The organism is Chromatiaceae bacterium, assembly GCA_024235395.1.
Lineage (GTDB): Bacteria > Pseudomonadota > Gammaproteobacteria > Chromatiales > Chromatiaceae > Thiosocius.
In genome coordinates this window covers 182,134-199,071 of the sequence record JACKMK010000003.1, presented here as the reverse complement: position 1 = coordinate 199,071, position 16,938 = coordinate 182,134, and the positions used below count along the sequence as shown (strand labels likewise).

Below are 16,938 nucleotides of genomic sequence, written 5' to 3'. Positions count from 1 at the left end.
AAGACCCCGCTTGAGCCGTTCACCACTCGATATCGCTGCGATCGTTGCGCGCCTCGACGAATACCTCGAGGTCGAGTTCACGTTCATCCATACCGACGAACTGGCCGCGGTGCTCGCCGCGATGTCGCGTGAACGCCAGGACTTCGTCCTCGAATGGACACGCCGTGCTGCGGCGACCAACACCGAGCTGGCTTTCCAGTTCGCCAATCGGGCCAAGGAGGCATTGCGCGAAGTGGAGCCGGACGTCGTCTCGGCCTGGTGTCTGCACGCGATGGACAGCTACGACAAGGCCGGACTGCAGGTCGCAATGGCGGTGATCCGCGATCTCGACGGTTTCCTCGCCGATGGTCACCAGCGTGCAGCGGGATCACCTTTCGAAGAGGCCGTTCCGGTCTTGTTGCCGTTCGTGCAGGGGCTCGAGGGCCGGCGCCTGAAGATCGAACCGGGCGACTTCGCCTGGACCGATGGCGAGGTGTTGTACCTGCCCGAGATCGTCGCGCATCTCGACAACCGCACCGACAACTTCCAGTTATTCAAGGCGATCGTCGCCCACCTCTGGGCACAGACCCGCTACGGCACCCTGAACCTGGACCTCGCCAGCCATTTTGCCGCGTATCCGTCGCCGGCCCATGCTCAGGCGGTGTTTCATGCACTCGAGACGCTGCGTCTGGATGCGCGTATCGCGGTCGAGCTGCCCGGCCTGCACCGGCGCATGCGGGCGCTCAGCCAGGTGCTGGACACGCCGTCGGACTCGCCGGACTGGCGGCGGGCCGCCGTGCGCCTGGACCGGCCGGACGCCACCGTCGAGTCGAGTCTGGAGCTGCTCGGCGGGCTGTACGCCGGCGCGTCCCCGCCGCAGCGCTGCTACCAGGGGCAATTGAACCCGCAGGCGGCCTGGGACGCGCGCCAGCGACGGCTGGAACGCGACAAGGCACGGCTGCGCGAGAGCCTGCGCGTGATCGCGAACGAGATCGCCGAGGGCCGTGCCGACCGTGCGCCACCCGAGCGCTTCGAGGTCCAGCAGCCGCAGGACGAGCAGCCGTCGGTGCCCCTGCAACTCGAGGTGATGCTCGCGGAGCAGCCGCTGCCGATCCCGGACCGGGTGCGACAGCAGCTGGTGTCGATCCTGCTCGACCTCGGCGAGATCCCGCCGGAATACCTGGTACCGGCCGGCGAGGGGGAATACGATCCGGGGCTGTTCGAAGAGGCCGCGCTGAACCCGGAAGACGTCTGGGCCGGGACCTACCACGAAGAAGGCGCGTATCTGTACAACGAATGGGACCACGCGCGCCAGGCGCACAAGAAGAACTGGTGCGTGTTGCGCGAGATCGAGGTGCCGCCCGGCGACCCGGGTTTCTACCGCGCGACCATGACCAAATATGCGGGGTTCGTGCGCTCGCTGCGGCGCACCTTCGAGATCCTGCGTGGCGAGGACCGCCTGCTGAGGCGCCAGACCGATGGTGAGGACGTCGATATCGATGCGCTGGTCGAGGCCTGGGGCGACGTGCACATGGGACTCGAGATGACCAATCGGCTGTTCACCCGGATGCATCGCGACGAACGCAACATCGCGGTGATGTTCATGGTCGACATGTCGGGGTCGACGCGCGGCTGGATCAACGATGCCGAGCGCGAGGCGCTGATCCTGCTGGCCGAAGCGCTGAACACACTCGGCGACCGGTATGCGATCTACGGGTTCTCCGGCTGGACGCGCAAGCGCTGCGAGGCGTTTCGCATCAAGGACTTCGATGACCCCTGGGACGGCGACGTGATTGGCCGGGTATGCGGCATCGAGCCCAAGGACTACACGCGGATGGGCGCGCCGATCCGGCATCTGGTGCACAAACTGCGTTCGGTCGAGGCGCGTACCAAGTTGCTGGTGACGCTGTCCGACGGTAAGCCGGATGACTACGACCTGGAATACCGTGGCGAGTACGGCATCGAGGACACCCGCCAGGCGTTGTTCGAGGCCCGCCGCGACGGCGTGCATGCGTACTGCATCACGATCGATCGGGAGGGCCAGGGCTACCTGCCGCACATGTATGGGCCGGCGAACTACACCGTCCTGGACGACGTCGCCAAGCTGCCGACCAAGATCTCCGATATCTACCGGCGGATCACGAGCTGACCGGGATTCTCCGCATTGCAATCGCCGGCGCGGCTTGGCAACCTCTCGGCAGCCGCGGCACACCGGCGCGGCGCAGACGCCTGCATCGCGTTGCGGTGTCTGCCCAGCACGCCGTGGCGGTCACCAGGCGCCTGGATTCTTATAACTGACAGGGGGACATCGATGAAATCACGTTATTGGCTGCTCGCCGGCATCTTGTTGGCGGGTGGCGTGCAGGCAGTACCGCACTATGGACCCGGCATCGGACCCGGGCCCGGCGCCTTCATGCGCGGCCCGGCAGGGGCGGCGCAAATGAACACCCCGGCGCTCGCTTTGCGTGCCGGCATGGACAAGCTGTTGAATTTTCTCGACGGCGACCAGCGTCCCAGCGACGACGCACTGACCGGCTTTCTCGACAGCGAGATCGCGCCGTTCTTCGATTTCGACTACATGGCCCAATCGGCCGGGGGGCGCCTGTTCGAACAACTCGATGAGGCGCAACAACAGTCCATGGTCGAGGACATCAAGCACTCGTTCCTGGGCAAGATGGCGGAGAAGCTCGGCGCCTACGAGCAGCAGCAGGTGCGCTTCCTGCCGCCACGCGGCAACAACGGGCGTACCGCGCAGGTCAGCGTCGCGGTCCTCAATCCCGGCAGCTATCCGGCGCGCCTGGATTTCCGTATGTACCGCTCAGGCGACAAATGGCTGGTGTACGACGTCGCGGCGAATGGGCAGAGCGCCATCGTGCACTATCGCACCCAGCTGATGCGTCAGATGCAGGAACAGCGCATGCAGCAGATGCGACAGATGGCGCCGATGCGGCCGCCGATGCCGCCCTATGCTGTGGGGCGCGCGCCGATACGCTGAGGCCTGTTCGGCCAGTTGCCAAGAACCGGGCATTCGCCCGGTTTCTTTTTTTGCGGATCAACCCAAGAGGGCACCGATCGTATCCAGCATCGGGGTGCTGTCCCGATAGTCGATCGGTACCGGCCAACGACCGGTGTCTGTCTGCAGGCGCAGACTGGGAAAGCTGTCCACGCCGAGCGCCCGCGACTGCGTGATCTCCTCATTCAGCATCGCATGCGTCTGCGGGGCATCGAGCAGCGTTGCAAAGCGCCGCTCGTCGAGCCCGACCTCCCCGGCCAGCGCGACCAGTGTCGACGCATCCGACGGATTACGCGCGTCACGGTAGTAGGCATGTTGGATCGCGAGGATCATCGCCGGTTCGCTGTGCGCGTCGATCGACCGCGCGGCGATCACCGCCCGGCATGCCGGCCAGGTACTGCGGCGGGGCTGGCAGGTTCGCCAGAAATCGAAATTGAACCGCGTACCCGGGATACGCTGCTGGATCCTGCGCCAGGTCTGTTGCAGCTGCGTCTGCAGCGCCGCCGGCATCGGCTGGTCGCTGTCGGGCGCCAGGCCGCCGAGCAGGCGGGTCACGCCGATCGTCGGTGGCAGGCGCCCGAGCAGTTCATCGAGTACCGGGCGGAAGCCCCAACACCAACTGCACATCGGGTCATGTACGTAGACCAGTTGGGTCTTTCGGCTGTCGTCTTGGATGTAAGGCATAGCTGGTTTGAACTCGGTCGGCGGCCTGGGTTCAAATGAATAGCATACGGGTATTGCAGTGCAGCACGATGAACCGACCTTCGCCACCTGAAGACAGCTCTCAACGTACCGGACGCATGATGCTGATCTTTGCCTGGGTTGCCGGTCTCGCGCTGCTGACGGTGCTGTTCCAGGATCTGCTGGAGGAGCGATTCAATCCCAATGCGAAACCGCTGGTGCAGGTCGGGCACGACGGCCAGGTCGAGGTGGTGTTGGAGCGCAACGCGCAGGGCCACTATGTCGCAGGCGGCCAGATCAACGGCCTGCCGGTCACCTTCCTGGTCGACACCGGTGCGACCGACGTCGCGATCCCCGAAGCGCTGGCCGACCGGTTGCGACTGGATCGTGTCGGTGGCGGCATCAGCCAGACCGCGAACGGACCGGTGGCAGTCTGGCAGACGGTGCTTGGCCGGGTGCGACTCGGCGACATCGAGCTGCGCGACGTGCGCGCGTCGATCGTGCCTTCGATGGCGGCGCGTGACCCGGTGTTGCTGGGGATGAGTTTCCTTCGGCGACTGGAATTTGCGCAGCGCGATGGGCAGCTGGTGCTGCACCTCCCACGCTGAGCCATCAACAAAAAAACGCCGCACATGGCGGCGTTTTCGTGCGCACGCGCAGGTCGCGATCTAGCGGCTGATCGTGTCCTTCAGCGATTTCAGCGCACTGACCCGAACCACGGTGGACGCCGGCTTGGCCGCAATCTTCATCGGTTCGCCGGTCGCCGGGTTGCGGCCCATGCGTGCCTTGCGGGCCGGCTTTTTCACGCGCCGGATCTTTACGCCGGTGTCGGGGATCGAGAACTCACCCGAGCCACGCTTCTTCATGTGGCCCTCGATCATGCCGCCAAGTGCAGCGAGAACGCCGCCGATGTCTTTCTTCGACAGGCCGGTCGTCTCGGCGAGCGCCGCGATGATCTGGGTCTTTGTCTGCTTGGTCGGGATCGCCTTGACTGCCGGGGCAGCTGCGGCCGTTTTCTTTGCCGCAGTCTTCTTCGCGGCCTTCTTCTTGACTGCCATCTAAGACTCCTACTCGTTGGTGGGGAAAACCGCAGGAAACATAGCATAGAAAACTCGATGCAATGTACAAAAATGCCGTGTTTTAACGTCTCGATCGCAAAAAGCCCGGCCGGATGTGCTAACAATGCTACTGAATGATCCAAGGGGAATGCAGTGACCCAAAGCGCGAGCCGTTTATTGATCCTGTGGTTGTTGCTGTGCGGACCTCTGTATGGAGTCGAGGTCGGTGACACGGCGTTACCGGACGAGGTGCGTATCAACGGTTTCGATGAGCCGTTGGTATTGAATGGTGCGGGCATGCGCAAGAAGCTGTTTATCAGTGTGTATGCGGGCGCGCTGTATCTGCCGCAGCGCCAGGTCGGTGTGGGCGGGCTGTTGTCCGCGCCGCCGGCGAATCGTGTGTCGATGCATTTCGTATACAGCAAGGTGAGCAAACGCCAGCTCGACGAGACGTGGCGCGAGGGATTCGAAAACAATCTGGATGCGGCGCAGCTGGCCGCTGTCGCCGGGCGGCTGGACGATTTCGTCGATCTGTTCCGCGAGATGCATGCCGGTGACGAGGTCTGGCTCGACTACGTACCGGGCCGCGGCACCGAGGTGAGCATCAATGGCCAGTCGCGCGGTATGGTGCCCGGCGGCGACTTCAATGCCGCGCTGCTGGCGGTTTGGCTCGGTCACGATCCGGCCAGCGAGTCGCTCAAGAACGCCTTGGTCGGGGTCGATAAGGACTGAGGGCCGCGGGCGATCGCGGACCCGATCAATTCAGCATTTGAGAATGGATACTGCTTCCCGCATGTCAGAAACGTCGTCCAGCGAGGAAATGGCGCGCCTGCGCGCCCTGGTGCCACTGCACACCTTGCCGGATGACGCCTTCGGCGAACTGATCGAGAGTGCGGCGATCGACTCGGTCTCGAAAGGTAAGTTGCTGTTTAAGCAGGGCGATACCGAGCCACAGCACGTCTATCTGCTGGACGGGACCGTGGCCCTGCTGGCGAACAAGACGGTCGTCGACCGGGTCAAGGCGGGGAGTGACACCGCGCGCTTCCCGCTGGCCCACCAACTGCCGCGCCAGCAGGCGGCGCGCGCCGAATCGCGTGTGCGCGTGATACGCATCGACAGTCGTCGACTCAGCGACATGCTGGCGCGGCTGCAGAAAGTCGACTACCAGGTGTCCGTCCTCGACGAGGCCTCCGACGACGACTGGATGAGCATGCTGCTGCAGTCACCCGTGCTGCAACAGGTCCCGCCTGCAAACATTCAGCAGGTGATGATGAATGTCGAGCAGGTGGAGGTCGCCGCCGGCGAAAACCTCGTCTGCCAGGGTGACCCGGGCGACTACTACTACATGCTGACCAAAGGCCAGGCCGTGGTCACGCGTGATGCAGGTGACGGAAAGGGTCCGTGCGAGATCGTTCGCCTGAAGGCCGGTGACGCCTTTGGCGAGGAGGCGCTGCTCTCGGACGTGCCACGTAACTCCACCGTTACGATGCTCGACGACGGCGAGATCCTGCGACTCAGCAAGGAACATTTCCTGCGACTGATCCACAACCCGCTGGTCCGCCGGGTCGACATGCAGGCGGCGCAGGCCACGGTCGAAAACGGTGCCGTCTGGCTGGACCTCCGCAGTGCGGACGAGTTTGCGGAATCGCAACTCCCGGGGGCGATCAACATCCCGTTCGAAACACTGCGGTACCAGGCCTCAAGCCTCGACGCCGATACCCACTACGTGTTGTGCAGCAACACCGGTACCCGGGCGATGGCCGGGGCTTTCCTGCTCACCGAACGGGGGCTCGAGGTCTCGGTGCTGGAGGGTGGCATCCTGCAGGTCCCGCCGCCGGATTCCCAGCCGGAGCCGGCAGCCCCTGCGTCGGACCAGGCCGATACGATCGACGATGCGGCGATGCAGGCCCGGGTGCGCGACGCGGAGGCCCGCGCCAAGGAGCTGGAGCAGCGCCTCGAGGCGGCGCAACGCGATCAGGAAGCGGTCGCCGAGGAGCGTCAGCAACACCTCGAACAGGTACGCCAGGCGGTCGAACAGGCGCGTCGCAAGCTGGTCGAGACCGAACAGCAGAAGCTCGATGCGCAGGCGGCCCAGGAAAAGGCCTATGCCGAGATGGGGCAGCTGACCAGCAGCCTCGAGGAGCTGCAGACGGAACGATCCTCGCTGCTCGATCGGATGTCGGAGATCGAGGGTCTCGACAAGCAGCTTCAGTCCAGGTTGGGGAAGGCCGAGCGTGAACTGATCGGCGAGCGTGAGCGGGCCGAATCGGCGACCAGCAGCCTCGAGGACCTGTCCGAGCGCCTCTCGGAGGTACTCGAGTCACGTGAACAGGAGCGCGAGCAGCACGACCGCGAACGCGGCGAGCTCAAGGAGGAAATGACGGCGCTGCACATGGAGCTGGAGCAGGCGCAACTCGATATCGAGGAACTGAGCGGCAAGCTTGCCGAAAAGCAGGCCAGTGGCGACAGCGAACAGGCGGCGCAGGCCGAGCTCGAACACCGCCTGTCGTCGACGGTTGAAGAGGCCGACGCCTTGCGTGCGGAGCGCGACGCGCTGCAGGAGCAGATCGATGGCCTGAACGCGCAGCGTACCGACAGTGAACAGGATCGTGCGGCACTGCAGCAGCTCGCGGAAGCGCTGCAGGGCGAGATTGACGCGGTGCGTGCGTCTCTGGCGTCGGCCGAGACCGGTGCGGCCGAAGCCCGGTCGATCGGTGAGCAGCAGGCCGGCGAACTCGAAACGCTGCGTGCAGCGCAGCAGCAGGCGATGGATGAGACGGCGCGGTTGCAGGCCGATCTCGAACAACTGCGTGCCGAGCGCGAAGCGCTGCACAGCGAGATTGCATCGGGCAGCGAGCAGGTCGATGCGGCCTTGCAGCAGGCGCGGGGCGAGATCGAGGCGCTCCAGGCGCGCCTGGACGAGACCGCCGGGCAGGCGGAGCGTGAGCTCACCGCCAGACAGGAGGCGTTGGACGCGCTGAATGCGCAGTTGCAGCAGCGCACGACGGAGCGCGACAACGAGGCGACCGCCCTGGCCGAGGCGCGCGCCGAGCAGGAACGGGTCAGCGAGGCGCTGCGCGCCGCGAATGCCGCCGCCGAAACCGAATTGACAGCGCTTCGCGATGCCAACGCGGCGTTGCAGGCGCGGTTGGAGGTGAGTGACGAGCAGGTCGCCGAGGCGTCCACGCAGGCGCAGGCGCGTGTCACCGAGCTGGAAAGGCAGATGGCCGAGCGCGAGGCCGCCGCGCAGCAAGAGACCGCACAACTGAAGGAGCAGCTCGATGCTGCGACTGCTGCGGAGCAACGCGCGACGGCCGATCTGGATGCGCTGCGTACCCGGCTCGACGAGCAGGGTGATGCGTCCGCCGAACAGCTCGCCCAGGCGCAATCCGCGCTGCAACAGGAACAGGAACAAAGCGGCGCACGTGCCGCCGAACTCGAGGCGACGAAGGCCCAGCTGGCGACTGCCGAGGCGACGCTTGCGGAGCTGCAGAAGGAACAGGCGCAATCCACTGATCTGCACGCGCAGGTCGAACAGCTGGGCGAGGACAAGCAGTCGCTCGAGGCGCAGTTGGCGGCGGCACAGAAATCCGCCGGTGACGAGCAGGCCGAGATGCAGCGGCAGCTGGCCGAACTCGAACAGCGCGTTGGTGAGACCTCCGGGCTTCAGGCGGAGATCGAGCGGTTGCGCGCCGCGCGCGAGTCTGCCGAGCAGCGCCTGACCGAAAGCCAGGCGGCGGCGAACGCAGTGGCAGAGCAGTCACGCCGTGAGCTCGATGAGCTGAGGCACCAGGTCGAGGAACGCAAGATGGCGTTGCTCGCCGCGCGCGAAGAACAGGCCGAACTGATCGAGGCGTTGAATACCGCCAGCGCGGAGCGCGAGGCGCTGCAGCTGGTCGTCAGCGACAAGCAGGATGAGCAGGCACGCCTGGTCGATCTGGAAAACCAGATAAGCGAGGCGCTGCGCGTGCAGCAGAGCGAGGTACTCGCGCACGAGCAGGAACAACGCCGCTTGACCGAGCGGCTCGCTGAAGAGACCGACCGGCGTGGCGCGCTGGAAGAAGAGGTGGGGCGGCTCAAGGCACTGTTGGCGAGCATGGACGAGGACCACACCGCGAGCGACAGCCAGTTGCGGGCCGAGCACCAGGATCTGCTGGACCAGCTCGCGCAGCGTGACAAGGAGGTCGAGCAACTGCGCGCCGTGCTGGAGGAGTATGTCGACCAGATCAAGGCGGTCCAGGCGGAAGGCGGTGCGCACGACGAGGTCGCGGCGCTGCGCGCGGAACTCGACATGGTGCGTGAACAGGCGATCCACGATGTCGCGCAGATGCGCGAGCAACTCGCGGCGGCGGAATCGCAGAAGCGGCGCCTGCAACAGGCGGACGGACGCGAAGCGGTCTCGCTGGAGGTGATGCGTCAGCGCATCGAGGCCCTGGAGACGTCGTTGAACGAGCGCCAACGGCTGCTCGGCGAAGCCGAGGAGTCGCGCCAGATGCTCGAGGATGCGATGGAGGACCGGGATCGTCAGCTCGACGAACTGCGTCGTGAACTGGAGAAGGCGCAGGTGGAGGCCGACGAAGCGGTGTTCAGCCGGCGCGAAGCGGAGACCGCCCGCGATCAGTTGCAGCAGGCCCTCTACCAGCTGCACGAAGATGCGGAACAGGCCAAGGTGACCGACCTGCGAGACGAGCGCCTGCGGCCCAGCCGTCGGGCGATCGGCATCGACAGCGTCGCCGGGTCCGGGCGTTGGGTGAGCGGTCTGCTCGGGGGCGCTTTGGTATTGGGTGCGCTCGAGGTACTCAGTGTCGTCTATGGGCCTGGCGAATTGTTCACGACACTGTTGAACCTCGCCGGTCGATGAGCGACGCGCCGGCGCGACACGCGTTGTGCGCACTCGCCGAGATCCCCGATCCGGGCAGTCGCGGCTTCGAGATCCCGGTAGACGAGGCGCCTCCGGTGCGGTTGTTCGTGGTGCGCAAAGACGGGGTCCTGGCGGCCTATCGCAACAGTTGCCCGCATACCGGGGCTCCGCTCGAGTGGCTACCCGACCAGTTCCTCGACCTGGACAACAGTTTCATTCAGTGCGCGATTCACGGTGCGTTGTTTCGACCGGAAGACGGCTACTGCGTGCGTGGCCCCTGCGCCGGCGGTGCCTTGGAGGCATTGCTGCTGACAGTCGTCGCAGACACGGTATGCGTGACTCTGCCCCCGCCGGACCCGGTCTGACGCGGGTGCCGACAGGGTTGGCGGCGCTCAGGTCAACGCCATTTCGCCAGCAGCGTGGATACGGGCTGTGTCGCGATGTCTGCCGGCGGCAGGTTCTGTGCCGGGCGATCGAGGGTCTCCTCGTGCACGTGCATCAGACGTGGTTCGGCGTGCTCGACCACCGGGGGCGTGTGCGCCGACACCGCGTGAACGGCGTCATCGGGGATCACGGTTCCGGTCGCCATATCGTAGTGCAGTACCATCTGTAGTCTCCCGAGTCGGCCGTCCTGCGGCTCACCGGCAGCAAACCGGCTGGCTGCGTATCAGTACCCTTCAGTCGATTTATCGGCAGTGGCGAGCGACGCTTGAACCGCCTTTCACCCGCCGCACGAGGCGATCACGGACTGGGATTCGGGTGACGGCCATGGATCGACTCGATGTCCTCGAGCAGGCCGGGGCTCAGTTCGAGGCTCACGCTGGCCAGATTGCTCCGCAGTTGTTCGAGCGTGGTCGCGCCGATGATGTTGCTGGTCACAAAGGGTCGACTGGTGACGAAGGCCAGCGCCATCTGGGCTGGGTCGAGGCCGTAGTCGCGCGCCAGCCCAACGTAGTCGTGCGTGGCACGCTGCGCCTGCGGATTCGAATAGCGGTCGTAGTGGGGAAACAGCGTCAGGCGCGCCGATGCCGGCAGCGCGCCGCGGAGGTATTTGCCCGAAAGGACACCGAATCCGAGTGGCGAATAGGCCAACAGGCCGACCTGTTCGCGATGCGCAACCTCCGCCAGGCCGACCTCGAACGTGCGGTTCAGCAGGCTGTACGGATTCTGAATGGAGACCATGCGCGGCAGGCCGCGTTGTTCGGACAGGGCGAGATAGCGCATCAAGCCCCAGGGTGTCTCGTTCGATACCCCCACGTGGCGCACCTTGCCGCTGTCGACGAGTTCGGCCAGCGCACCCAACGTCTCCTCCAGGGGCACGATATCGGCTTCCTCGGCGGGAACATATCCGAGTTGCCCGAAGCGGTTCGCCTCGCGTTCAGGCCAGTGCAACTGATAAAGGTCAATGACATCGGTCTGCAGGCGCTTCAGGCTGGCGTCGACCGCCGCGTGAATATTGGCCCGATCGAGGTGATTGTTGCCGCCGCGGATATACGGCAGCCAGTCGCGGCCGGGCCCCGCGACCTTGGTCGCGATCACCACGCGGTCGCGGCAGCCGCGCTCCCTCAGCCAGCGCCCGATGATGGTTTCGGTGCTACCCATCGTCTCGGGCCGTGGCGGAACGGCATACATCTCGGCGGTATCGATGAAGTTCACGCCGGCATCGAGCGCCATGTCGAGCTGGGCAAACGCCTGCGCCTCGGTGTTTTGTTCCCCGAACGTCATGGTGCCCAGACAGACAGCGCTGACTTCGAGGTCGGTGCCCGGGAGGCGGCGATACAGCATCGGTTACACTCCTGAATTTGCGGTTCCAGTCGAGGCTTATGGAATTTTCCGGCGAACTTTTCCCTACGTCCTGGTTGTGGTTTTTCGCGGTATCGGTCGCCTGGCTGACGAGCCGCGCACTGCGCTGGGCCGATTGGGGCCGATTGCGCGATCCGGCACAGCTGAACGTGTGGCTCGGCTCTGCAGTCGGCGTGTTGCTGCTCTGGGCGTTGCGTACCGAGATCCAGCCCGGTTTCACCTGGCATCTCTCAGCAATGGTGACCCTGACCCTGATGTTCGGCTGGTCGCTCGCGGTGCTGGCCGGCATGCTTGCGCTGTTTGGGACCACCCTGGTCGGTCTCAACGACTGGGCGGGATTCGCGCCGTCGGTGCTGGTGTTCATCATGCTGCCGGCGGTGCTGACGCAGAGCGTACTCGGCTTGGCGCGTGCCTATCTGCCAAAACACTACTTCATCTACGTGTTCATCAATGCGTTCTTCGCCGGCGGCGCGATCTCTTTGATGGTGGCGTTGACCGCAACCGGGCTGTTGCTGCAGTCCGGTGCCTACACGATGCAGCAACTCGGTGATACCTACCTGCTGTTTCTGCCGCTGATGTTCTTCCCCGAGGCCGTATTGAACGGTTGGCTGATATCGATCATGGTCGGGTTCAAGCCGCAATGGGTCGGTTCGTTTCGCGACGAGGAGTATCTGCATGGCAAGTGAACCGTGGGCGACCGGCGGCTGGAGAGGCATGCGATGAGCTGGTGGGGGAAACTGGTCGGTGGTGCCTTTGGCTTCATGTTGGGAGGCCCGCTGGGCGCGCTGCTGGGCGTCGCGCTGGGACACAACTTCGACAAGGGACTGAAGGCGCTACCGCACGCCGGTGGCTTCGAGGCAGGCGACAGGGAACGGGTGCAGACCGCGTTTTTCGTCGCGACCTTCGCGGTGATGGGGCGGGTCGCCAAGGCCGACGGCCGGGTCAGCCCGGAAGAGATTCGCATGGCCGAGTCGATCATGGCGCAGATGGCGCTGGATGCGGCCAAGCGCGATGCCGCGATCAAGCTGTTTCAACAGGGGAAGTCACCGGACTTCGACCTCGACGGCGTGCTCGATCAGTTTCGCCGTGAATGCCATGGACGCAGCACCCTGATCGGCATGTTCATCGAGATCCAACTGCAGGCCGCGTACGCCGACGGACGTATGGATCCCAGTGAGGACCGGCTGCTGTTGCAGGTGTGCGCGCGCCTCGGCGTGTCCGAACTGGATTACCGCCGTCTGCAACGCATGGTCGATGGGGAACGCGGCTTTGCCGGCGGCCGAGCGGGTGCCGGCAGACAGCGCACTGCTACCCCAGCGCGCCCGAGTCTCGATGATGCCTACCGTGTCCTGGGGGTCGAGCGCAATGCCGATGACGCAGCGATCAAGCGCGCCTATCGTCGCCTCCTGAGCCAGCATCATCCCGACAAGCTGGTATCCAAGGGCCTGCCGGAAGAGATGATGAAGGTCGCGGCGCAAAAGACCCACGAGATTCGCCAGGCATACGAACGCATCCGCGAGGCGCGCGGCCAGTCTTGAGTGTTTTGCACGGCGCCTGTGGGCAGCGCCGACGTTGCCGGTTGAGTGTGCCGGTTCGGGTTCGTATGCTTGCACCCACGCGCCGGCCCGCGGCGCACCACCTGCTTACGGAGACCGGAATGACTGATGCGATCGATCCCCTGGTGCTGAACATCCTGTATGCCTGCATGGGGGGATTCCTGACCTTGCTGTTCATGTGGCTCGGATGCAAGGTGTTCAGTCATATCGTCAATTTCAGTATTCCGGAACAGCTCGCTCAGGGAAATCTCGCGGTTGGGATGATGATCATGGGGATCTTCATCGGTATCGGCACCGCGATGGGCCTGGTGATCGGGCTCGGACTGAACTGACCGATGCCGCGCGCCGTCCTATGGCTGCTCGCCGCTTTGCTGCCGGCACTGGCGGTTGCCAGCGTCGGGCAGGCGGTCAAGGACGACCACTGGACCGACGAGTTCGATCCGCTGTTTCGCAAATACACCAAACACTATTTCGGTGCGCATTTCGATTGGCATTGGTTCAAGGCGCAGGCGATCGCCGAATCCGGGCTGAATCCGGATGCCAGCAGCCCGATGGGCGCGCGCGGCATCATGCAGATCCTGCCGAACACCTACGACGAGATCAAAAACCAGATCCCGTTCATCGCCGAGATCGATGATCCGCGCTGGAACATCGCCGCAGGCATCTTCTACGATCGCCAGCTCTACAGGAAGTGGCGCCGTCACGACATCCCGATCCAGGAGCGCCTGAGATTCGCGTTCGGCAGCTACAACGCCGGCCATGGCAATGTACTCAAGGCCTATCGACGTGCGACCAGCAAACAGGGTGAAGTGCGCAAATGGTCGCAGGTCGCACCCTTTGCGCCGAACGAGACACGCCACTACGTCGGACGTATCGAGCGCCTGATGCAGGCCGTCGACTGACCCGCATCAGGCGTCCCGCGATCACTGCTGCCAGTAAGGCGTCCGGTATCCCGGGAACGCGGCCGGGTAGCGCGGTCCGTAGGCCGGCATCCCCGGATAGGGGTAGGGTTGCGGGGGCATGCGGTTCGCCTTGGCGCGCGACTGCTCCATATTGGCCTCGAGCTGTTCGCGCTGGCGGCGCATCATATCGTCGTGCCGCGCCTGGCGCTCCTGCATGTATTCGTCGAAACGCGCGCGCATCGATGCGCGATACTGCTCGACCGTTTCGCCGCCCTCCGCCGGTCCCGCTGCCTCGATGCCGGCGCTCGCCCGCTCCGGCATTTCCGGGGCCGCTGGCGCGGCTGGCGCTTCAGGGGGGGTGGGCGTCGCGGGCGGCGGTGGTGCCTGTTCCGGCAGTTCCGCGAGCTCTTCGGCGGGCACGAAACGCGTTTCGGCGGTCGCCGGCGGCGGGGCGGGGGGCTCGACGGTGGCCGGTTGCGATGCGGGTTCCGCCGGCTGCGCGCCCTCGACGGCCTCTACCGCCACCTCGGGCGCAGCCGCAGGCTCCGGTGTTGCGGGCTCGAGCGGGGTGCTGCCCACCTCGGCAGCCGCCTGCGGTTCGACCGCTGCGGGCATTGCCGGTGCTGCCGGTTGTGCGCTCTCGGCCGGCGGGTTCTGGGGCTGCGCTTCGGGCACCTGCTGGGCACCGATGGCCTGCTGCAGCCGTGCCAGGTCGTCCCCGGATATCGCACGCTGTGGGTCGCGGCGTGCGTCCAGTTTCTCGCGCATTGCCGCGTGGCGGGCGGCGGCCTCGCTTGCGGCACTGTCGGCCGCGGTGCCGGGCCCGGCAGGGGCCGCGGTCTGTGCCGCCTGCGCCAGCCATGGCGGGTCCGCCGGCATGCGGTAGCCGTTGTCCAACGCCCGCTGCCGGAGTTGTGCGTACTGGGCGTTGCGATATTCCTCGCGCGCCTGGCCGTGCAGGTTCTGCATCACCGTGGAGTGCGCGGCGATCTCATCGTCGCTCATGATGCGGAACACCGGCGCCGGGTCGCTGGCGGCCTGGATGCCGGTGGCTGGAACCAAGGCGGCGGCGAGGGTCAACAGACCGACGGCGAACTGCGAGCACTGTGTCATGTCGGATTCCTTGCAGGGGTGCTGAAGATTCGATTTTACCGCGGAACCGCGGCGACGCTAATCCGCCGCAGAACGGGGTCAGTCGGCGCGCTCGATGCCGAGCTTTTTCATTCGCGACCGCAGGGTGCTCGCCGGCAGGCCGAGCACGTCCGCGGCACCGCCCTTACCGGCGATCATTCCGTCGGTATGCCGCAGCACCTGGCGGATGTAGCGCGCCTCGTTGTCCGCGAGGCTGACGAATTCATCGGCCGGCCCGGCTTCAGGGGCGGCCGTCTCCCCCAGGTCGTTGGGCGCGTTGATACCCGAGTAGACCAGGTGGGGCGCGATCGGCACCACCTGGTCGCGCGCCAGAATGGCCGCCCTTTCGATCACGTTCTGCAGTTCGCGGATGTTGCCCGGCCAGTGATAAGACATCAGCAGGCGCATGCCGTCCTCGGCGACCCGGTTGAAGTTGCGGCCCAGGGCGCGCGACTGGTCCGCGAGGAATTTGGCCACCAGCAGAGGGATGTCTTCGCGACGCTCGCGCAACGGCGGTATGGTCAGCGGAAACACGTTTAGGCGGTAGAACAGATCCATGCGGAAGGTCCCGGCCTCGACCATCTCGACCAGGTCGCGGTTGGTCGCGGCGATCACACGCACGTCGACCTTGATGGCGCTCTCCGAACCGAGGCGGCTGATCTCGTGTTCCTGCAACACGCGCAGCAGCTTGACCTGGGCATCCAGCGGCAGTTCGCCGACCTCGTCGAGGAAGATGGTGCCGCCGTCGGCGAGCTCGAAATGGCCCTGGCGCTGTCGGGTCGCGCCGGTGAATGCCCCTTTCTCGTGGCCGAACAGCTCGCTTTCGATCAGGCTGGGGGTGATGGCCCCGCAGTTGACCTTGATCAGTGGCCGGTCGCGGCGCGAACTCAGGTTGTGGATCGCGCGCGCGATCGCCTCCTTGCCGGTACCCGACTCGCCGATGATGAGCACCGAGCTGTTGGTCGGAGCGACCTGATCGACCTGGTCGAGTACCGCCTTCAGCGGCGGGCTCTCGCCGACGATGCTGTCGAACCGCCCCTCGTTCCTCACCTCGGCCTGCAGGTAGGCGTTCTCTGCCTGCAGTCGGTCGCGCAGGCGCTCCACCTCGGCAAGGGCGTCGCGCAGCTGGTGTTCCTGGCGCTTGCGCTGGGTGATGTCGCGGAAGGCCAGCACGGCTCCCTGTACCTCGCCGCCGCGCTTGATCGGTGTACAGGTCCAGCTGACGGCGAAGTGATCGCCCGAATGGCGCCAGAAGACGTCGCTGTCGCTCTGTTTCGCAATGCCCTGTTTGAGCGTCTGGTAGATGCCGGTCTCGATGAAATGGTAGGGACTGCCGTCCCAGCGCGCGTAGAGATGCAGTTCGTGCAGCGAATGCCCGATCAGCGCCTCCTTCGGATAACCGGTCAACTGCACCGCCGCCGGATTGGCGAACGTGATGTCGCCTTCGAGATCGAGTCCGTAGATGCCGTCGCCGACCGAGTCGAGTATCGGCTGGTTGGCCGCCTCCAGCTGCCGGTTGCGCTCCGCCAGTTCGTTGCGCAGGCGCGCGATGGTGAGATGCGTCCCCACCCGTGCAATCACCTCTTCGGCCTGGAACGGCTTCGAGATGTAATCGACCGCACCCATCGACAGGCCCTTGATCTTGTCGTCGGTATCGTCCAGCGCAGACAGAAAGATCACCGCGATGTCCTGGGTCTCCGGGTTCTCTTTGAGCCGCGCGCAGGTCTCGAAGCCGTCGATGCCGGTCATCAGGATATCGAGCAGGATCAGGTCAGGCTGCGCCCAGTTGGCGACCTTCAGCGCGTCTTCGCCGCTCTTGGCGACCAGCAGTTTGTGCCCCAGGCCCTTCAGGGTGCCGAACAGCAGCTGCAGATTGGTCGGATTGTCGTCGACCAGCAGGATGGTGCTGTTGTGGGGCTGCGGAGGATTCAAGGGGAATGCAGGGGCAGACGAA

The 16,938-nt window shown here is 65.3% G+C and carries 16 protein-coding genes; 10 read left to right on the top strand and 6 right to left on the bottom strand.

The annotated features are described in order from the left end of the window. Window positions 1-10: 10 nt before the first annotated feature. Complete coding sequence (locus H6955_14280; GenBank protein MCP5314722.1) at window positions 11-2,128, top strand: nitric oxide reductase activation protein; 2,118 nt, start codon at window positions 11-13, stop codon at window positions 2,126-2,128. Between the two features lie 162 nt (window positions 2,129-2,290). Then, complete coding sequence (locus H6955_14275) at window positions 2,291-2,974, top strand: ABC transporter substrate-binding protein (GenBank protein ID MCP5314721.1); 684 nt, start codon at window positions 2,291-2,293, stop codon at window positions 2,972-2,974. A gap of 57 nt (window positions 2,975-3,031) precedes the next feature. On the opposite strand, the gene H6955_14270 is transcribed toward H6955_14275, so the two are convergent. Continuing rightward, window positions 3,032-3,676 carry a DsbA family protein gene (locus H6955_14270; protein ID MCP5314720.1) on the bottom strand — a complete coding sequence of 215 codons (645 nt, stop codon included), beginning with the start codon at window positions 3,674-3,676 and terminating at the stop codon, window positions 3,032-3,034. Between the two features lie 68 nt (window positions 3,677-3,744). Between H6955_14270 and H6955_14265 the strand changes: the two genes are divergently transcribed. Next, a complete protein-coding gene (locus H6955_14265) occupies window positions 3,745-4,281 on the top strand; it encodes a TIGR02281 family clan AA aspartic protease (GenBank protein MCP5314719.1) in 537 nt (178 codons plus the stop codon). A gap of 60 nt (window positions 4,282-4,341) precedes the next feature. On the opposite strand, the gene H6955_14260 is transcribed toward H6955_14265, so the two are convergent. Then, a complete protein-coding gene (locus H6955_14260) occupies window positions 4,342-4,731 on the bottom strand; it encodes an HU family DNA-binding protein (GenBank protein MCP5314718.1) in 390 nt (129 codons plus the stop codon). 153 nt (window positions 4,732-4,884) lie between these two features. On the opposite strand from H6955_14260, the gene H6955_14255 reads away from it, so the two are divergent. The 3 genes from H6955_14255 (at window position 4,885) to H6955_14245 (ending at window position 9,957) form a co-directional block, all read left to right on the top strand. After that, entirely contained in the window at window positions 4,885-5,463 is a 579-nt protein-coding gene (locus H6955_14255; protein ID MCP5314717.1) for a chalcone isomerase family protein, read from the top strand. 61 nt (window positions 5,464-5,524) lie between these two features. Further along, window positions 5,525-9,592: a cyclic nucleotide-binding domain-containing protein gene (locus tag H6955_14250; GenBank protein ID MCP5314716.1), complete on the top strand. Its 4,068-nt coding sequence runs from the start codon at window positions 5,525-5,527 to the stop codon at window positions 9,590-9,592. Then, window positions 9,589-9,957 carry a Rieske 2Fe-2S domain-containing protein gene (locus H6955_14245; protein MCP5314715.1) on the top strand — a complete coding sequence of 123 codons (369 nt, stop codon included), beginning with the start codon at window positions 9,589-9,591 and terminating at the stop codon, window positions 9,955-9,957. The genes H6955_14250 and H6955_14245 overlap by 4 nt, the downstream gene beginning before the upstream one ends. 32 nt (window positions 9,958-9,989) lie before the next feature. Here H6955_14245 and H6955_14240 read toward each other — a convergent pair whose 3' ends face one another. Together H6955_14240 and H6955_14235 are read right to left on the bottom strand one after the other, a co-directional pair. After that, window positions 9,990-10,199, bottom strand: a complete 210-nt coding sequence (locus tag H6955_14240; protein ID MCP5314714.1) for a hypothetical protein — start codon at window positions 10,197-10,199, stop codon at window positions 9,990-9,992. Window positions 10,200-10,333: 134 nt separating this feature from the next. Then, complete coding sequence (locus H6955_14235; protein MCP5314713.1) at window positions 10,334-11,377, bottom strand: NADP(H)-dependent aldo-keto reductase; 1,044 nt, start codon at window positions 11,375-11,377, stop codon at window positions 10,334-10,336. Window positions 11,378-11,415: 38 nt separating this feature from the next. Between H6955_14235 and H6955_14230 the strand changes: the two genes are divergently transcribed. From H6955_14230 to H6955_14215, 4 genes are all read left to right on the top strand, one after another. Further along, window positions 11,416-12,081 (top strand): molecular chaperone DnaJ, encoded by a 666-nt coding sequence (locus H6955_14230; protein MCP5314712.1) that lies wholly within the window; start codon window positions 11,416-11,418, stop codon window positions 12,079-12,081. Between the two features lie 33 nt (window positions 12,082-12,114). After that, window positions 12,115-12,933 carry a co-chaperone DjlA gene (djlA, locus tag H6955_14225; protein ID MCP5314711.1) on the top strand — a complete coding sequence of 273 codons (819 nt, stop codon included), beginning with the start codon at window positions 12,115-12,117 and terminating at the stop codon, window positions 12,931-12,933. Window positions 12,934-13,034: 101 nt separating this feature from the next. Continuing rightward, window positions 13,035-13,283 carry a DUF350 domain-containing protein gene (locus H6955_14220; protein ID MCP5314710.1) on the top strand — a complete coding sequence of 83 codons (249 nt, stop codon included), beginning with the start codon at window positions 13,035-13,037 and terminating at the stop codon, window positions 13,281-13,283. A gap of 24 nt (window positions 13,284-13,307) precedes the next feature. Continuing rightward, window positions 13,308-13,853 (top strand): transglycosylase SLT domain-containing protein, encoded by a 546-nt coding sequence (locus H6955_14215; GenBank protein ID MCP5314709.1) that lies wholly within the window; start codon window positions 13,308-13,310, stop codon window positions 13,851-13,853. 21 nt (window positions 13,854-13,874) lie between these two features. Here H6955_14215 and H6955_14210 read toward each other — a convergent pair whose 3' ends face one another. After that, window positions 13,875-14,966 carry a hypothetical protein gene (locus tag H6955_14210; protein ID MCP5314708.1) on the bottom strand — a complete coding sequence of 364 codons (1,092 nt, stop codon included), beginning with the start codon at window positions 14,964-14,966 and terminating at the stop codon, window positions 13,875-13,877. Window positions 14,967-15,044: 78 nt separating this feature from the next. Then, a complete protein-coding gene (locus H6955_14205; GenBank protein ID MCP5314707.1) occupies window positions 15,045-16,610 on the bottom strand; it encodes a sigma 54-interacting transcriptional regulator in 1,566 nt (521 codons plus the stop codon). Between the last annotated feature and the right edge of the window lie 328 nt (window positions 16,611-16,938).

Coding starts and splice junctions, on each gene's coding strand:
- H6955_14275 (MCP5314721.1), top strand. CDS start 2,291: ATGAAATCACGTTATTGGCTGCTCGCCGGCATCTTGTTGGCGGGTGGC.
- H6955_14270 (MCP5314720.1), bottom strand. CDS start 3,676: ATGCCTTACATCCAAGACGACAGCCGAAAGACCCAACTGGTCTACGTA.
- H6955_14265 (MCP5314719.1), top strand. CDS start 3,745: ATGAACCGACCTTCGCCACCTGAAGACAGCTCTCAACGTACCGGACGC.
- H6955_14260 (MCP5314718.1), bottom strand. CDS start 4,731: ATGGCAGTCAAGAAGAAGGCCGCGAAGAAGACTGCGGCAAAGAAAACG.
- H6955_14250 (MCP5314716.1), top strand. CDS start 5,525: ATGTCAGAAACGTCGTCCAGCGAGGAAATGGCGCGCCTGCGCGCCCTG.
- H6955_14245 (MCP5314715.1), top strand. CDS start 9,589: ATGAGCGACGCGCCGGCGCGACACGCGTTGTGCGCACTCGCCGAGATC.
- H6955_14240 (MCP5314714.1), bottom strand. CDS start 10,199: ATGGTACTGCACTACGATATGGCGACCGGAACCGTGATCCCCGATGAC.
- H6955_14235 (MCP5314713.1), bottom strand. CDS start 11,377: ATGCTGTATCGCCGCCTCCCGGGCACCGACCTCGAAGTCAGCGCTGTC.
- H6955_14230 (MCP5314712.1), top strand. CDS start 11,416: ATGGAATTTTCCGGCGAACTTTTCCCTACGTCCTGGTTGTGGTTTTTC.
- djlA (MCP5314711.1), top strand. CDS start 12,115: ATGAGCTGGTGGGGGAAACTGGTCGGTGGTGCCTTTGGCTTCATGTTG.
- H6955_14210 (MCP5314708.1), bottom strand. CDS start 14,966: ATGACACAGTGCTCGCAGTTCGCCGTCGGTCTGTTGACCCTCGCCGCC.
- H6955_14205 (MCP5314707.1), bottom strand. CDS start 16,610: ATGGGTGCGGTCGATTACATCTCGAAGCCGTTCCAGGCCGAAGAGGTG.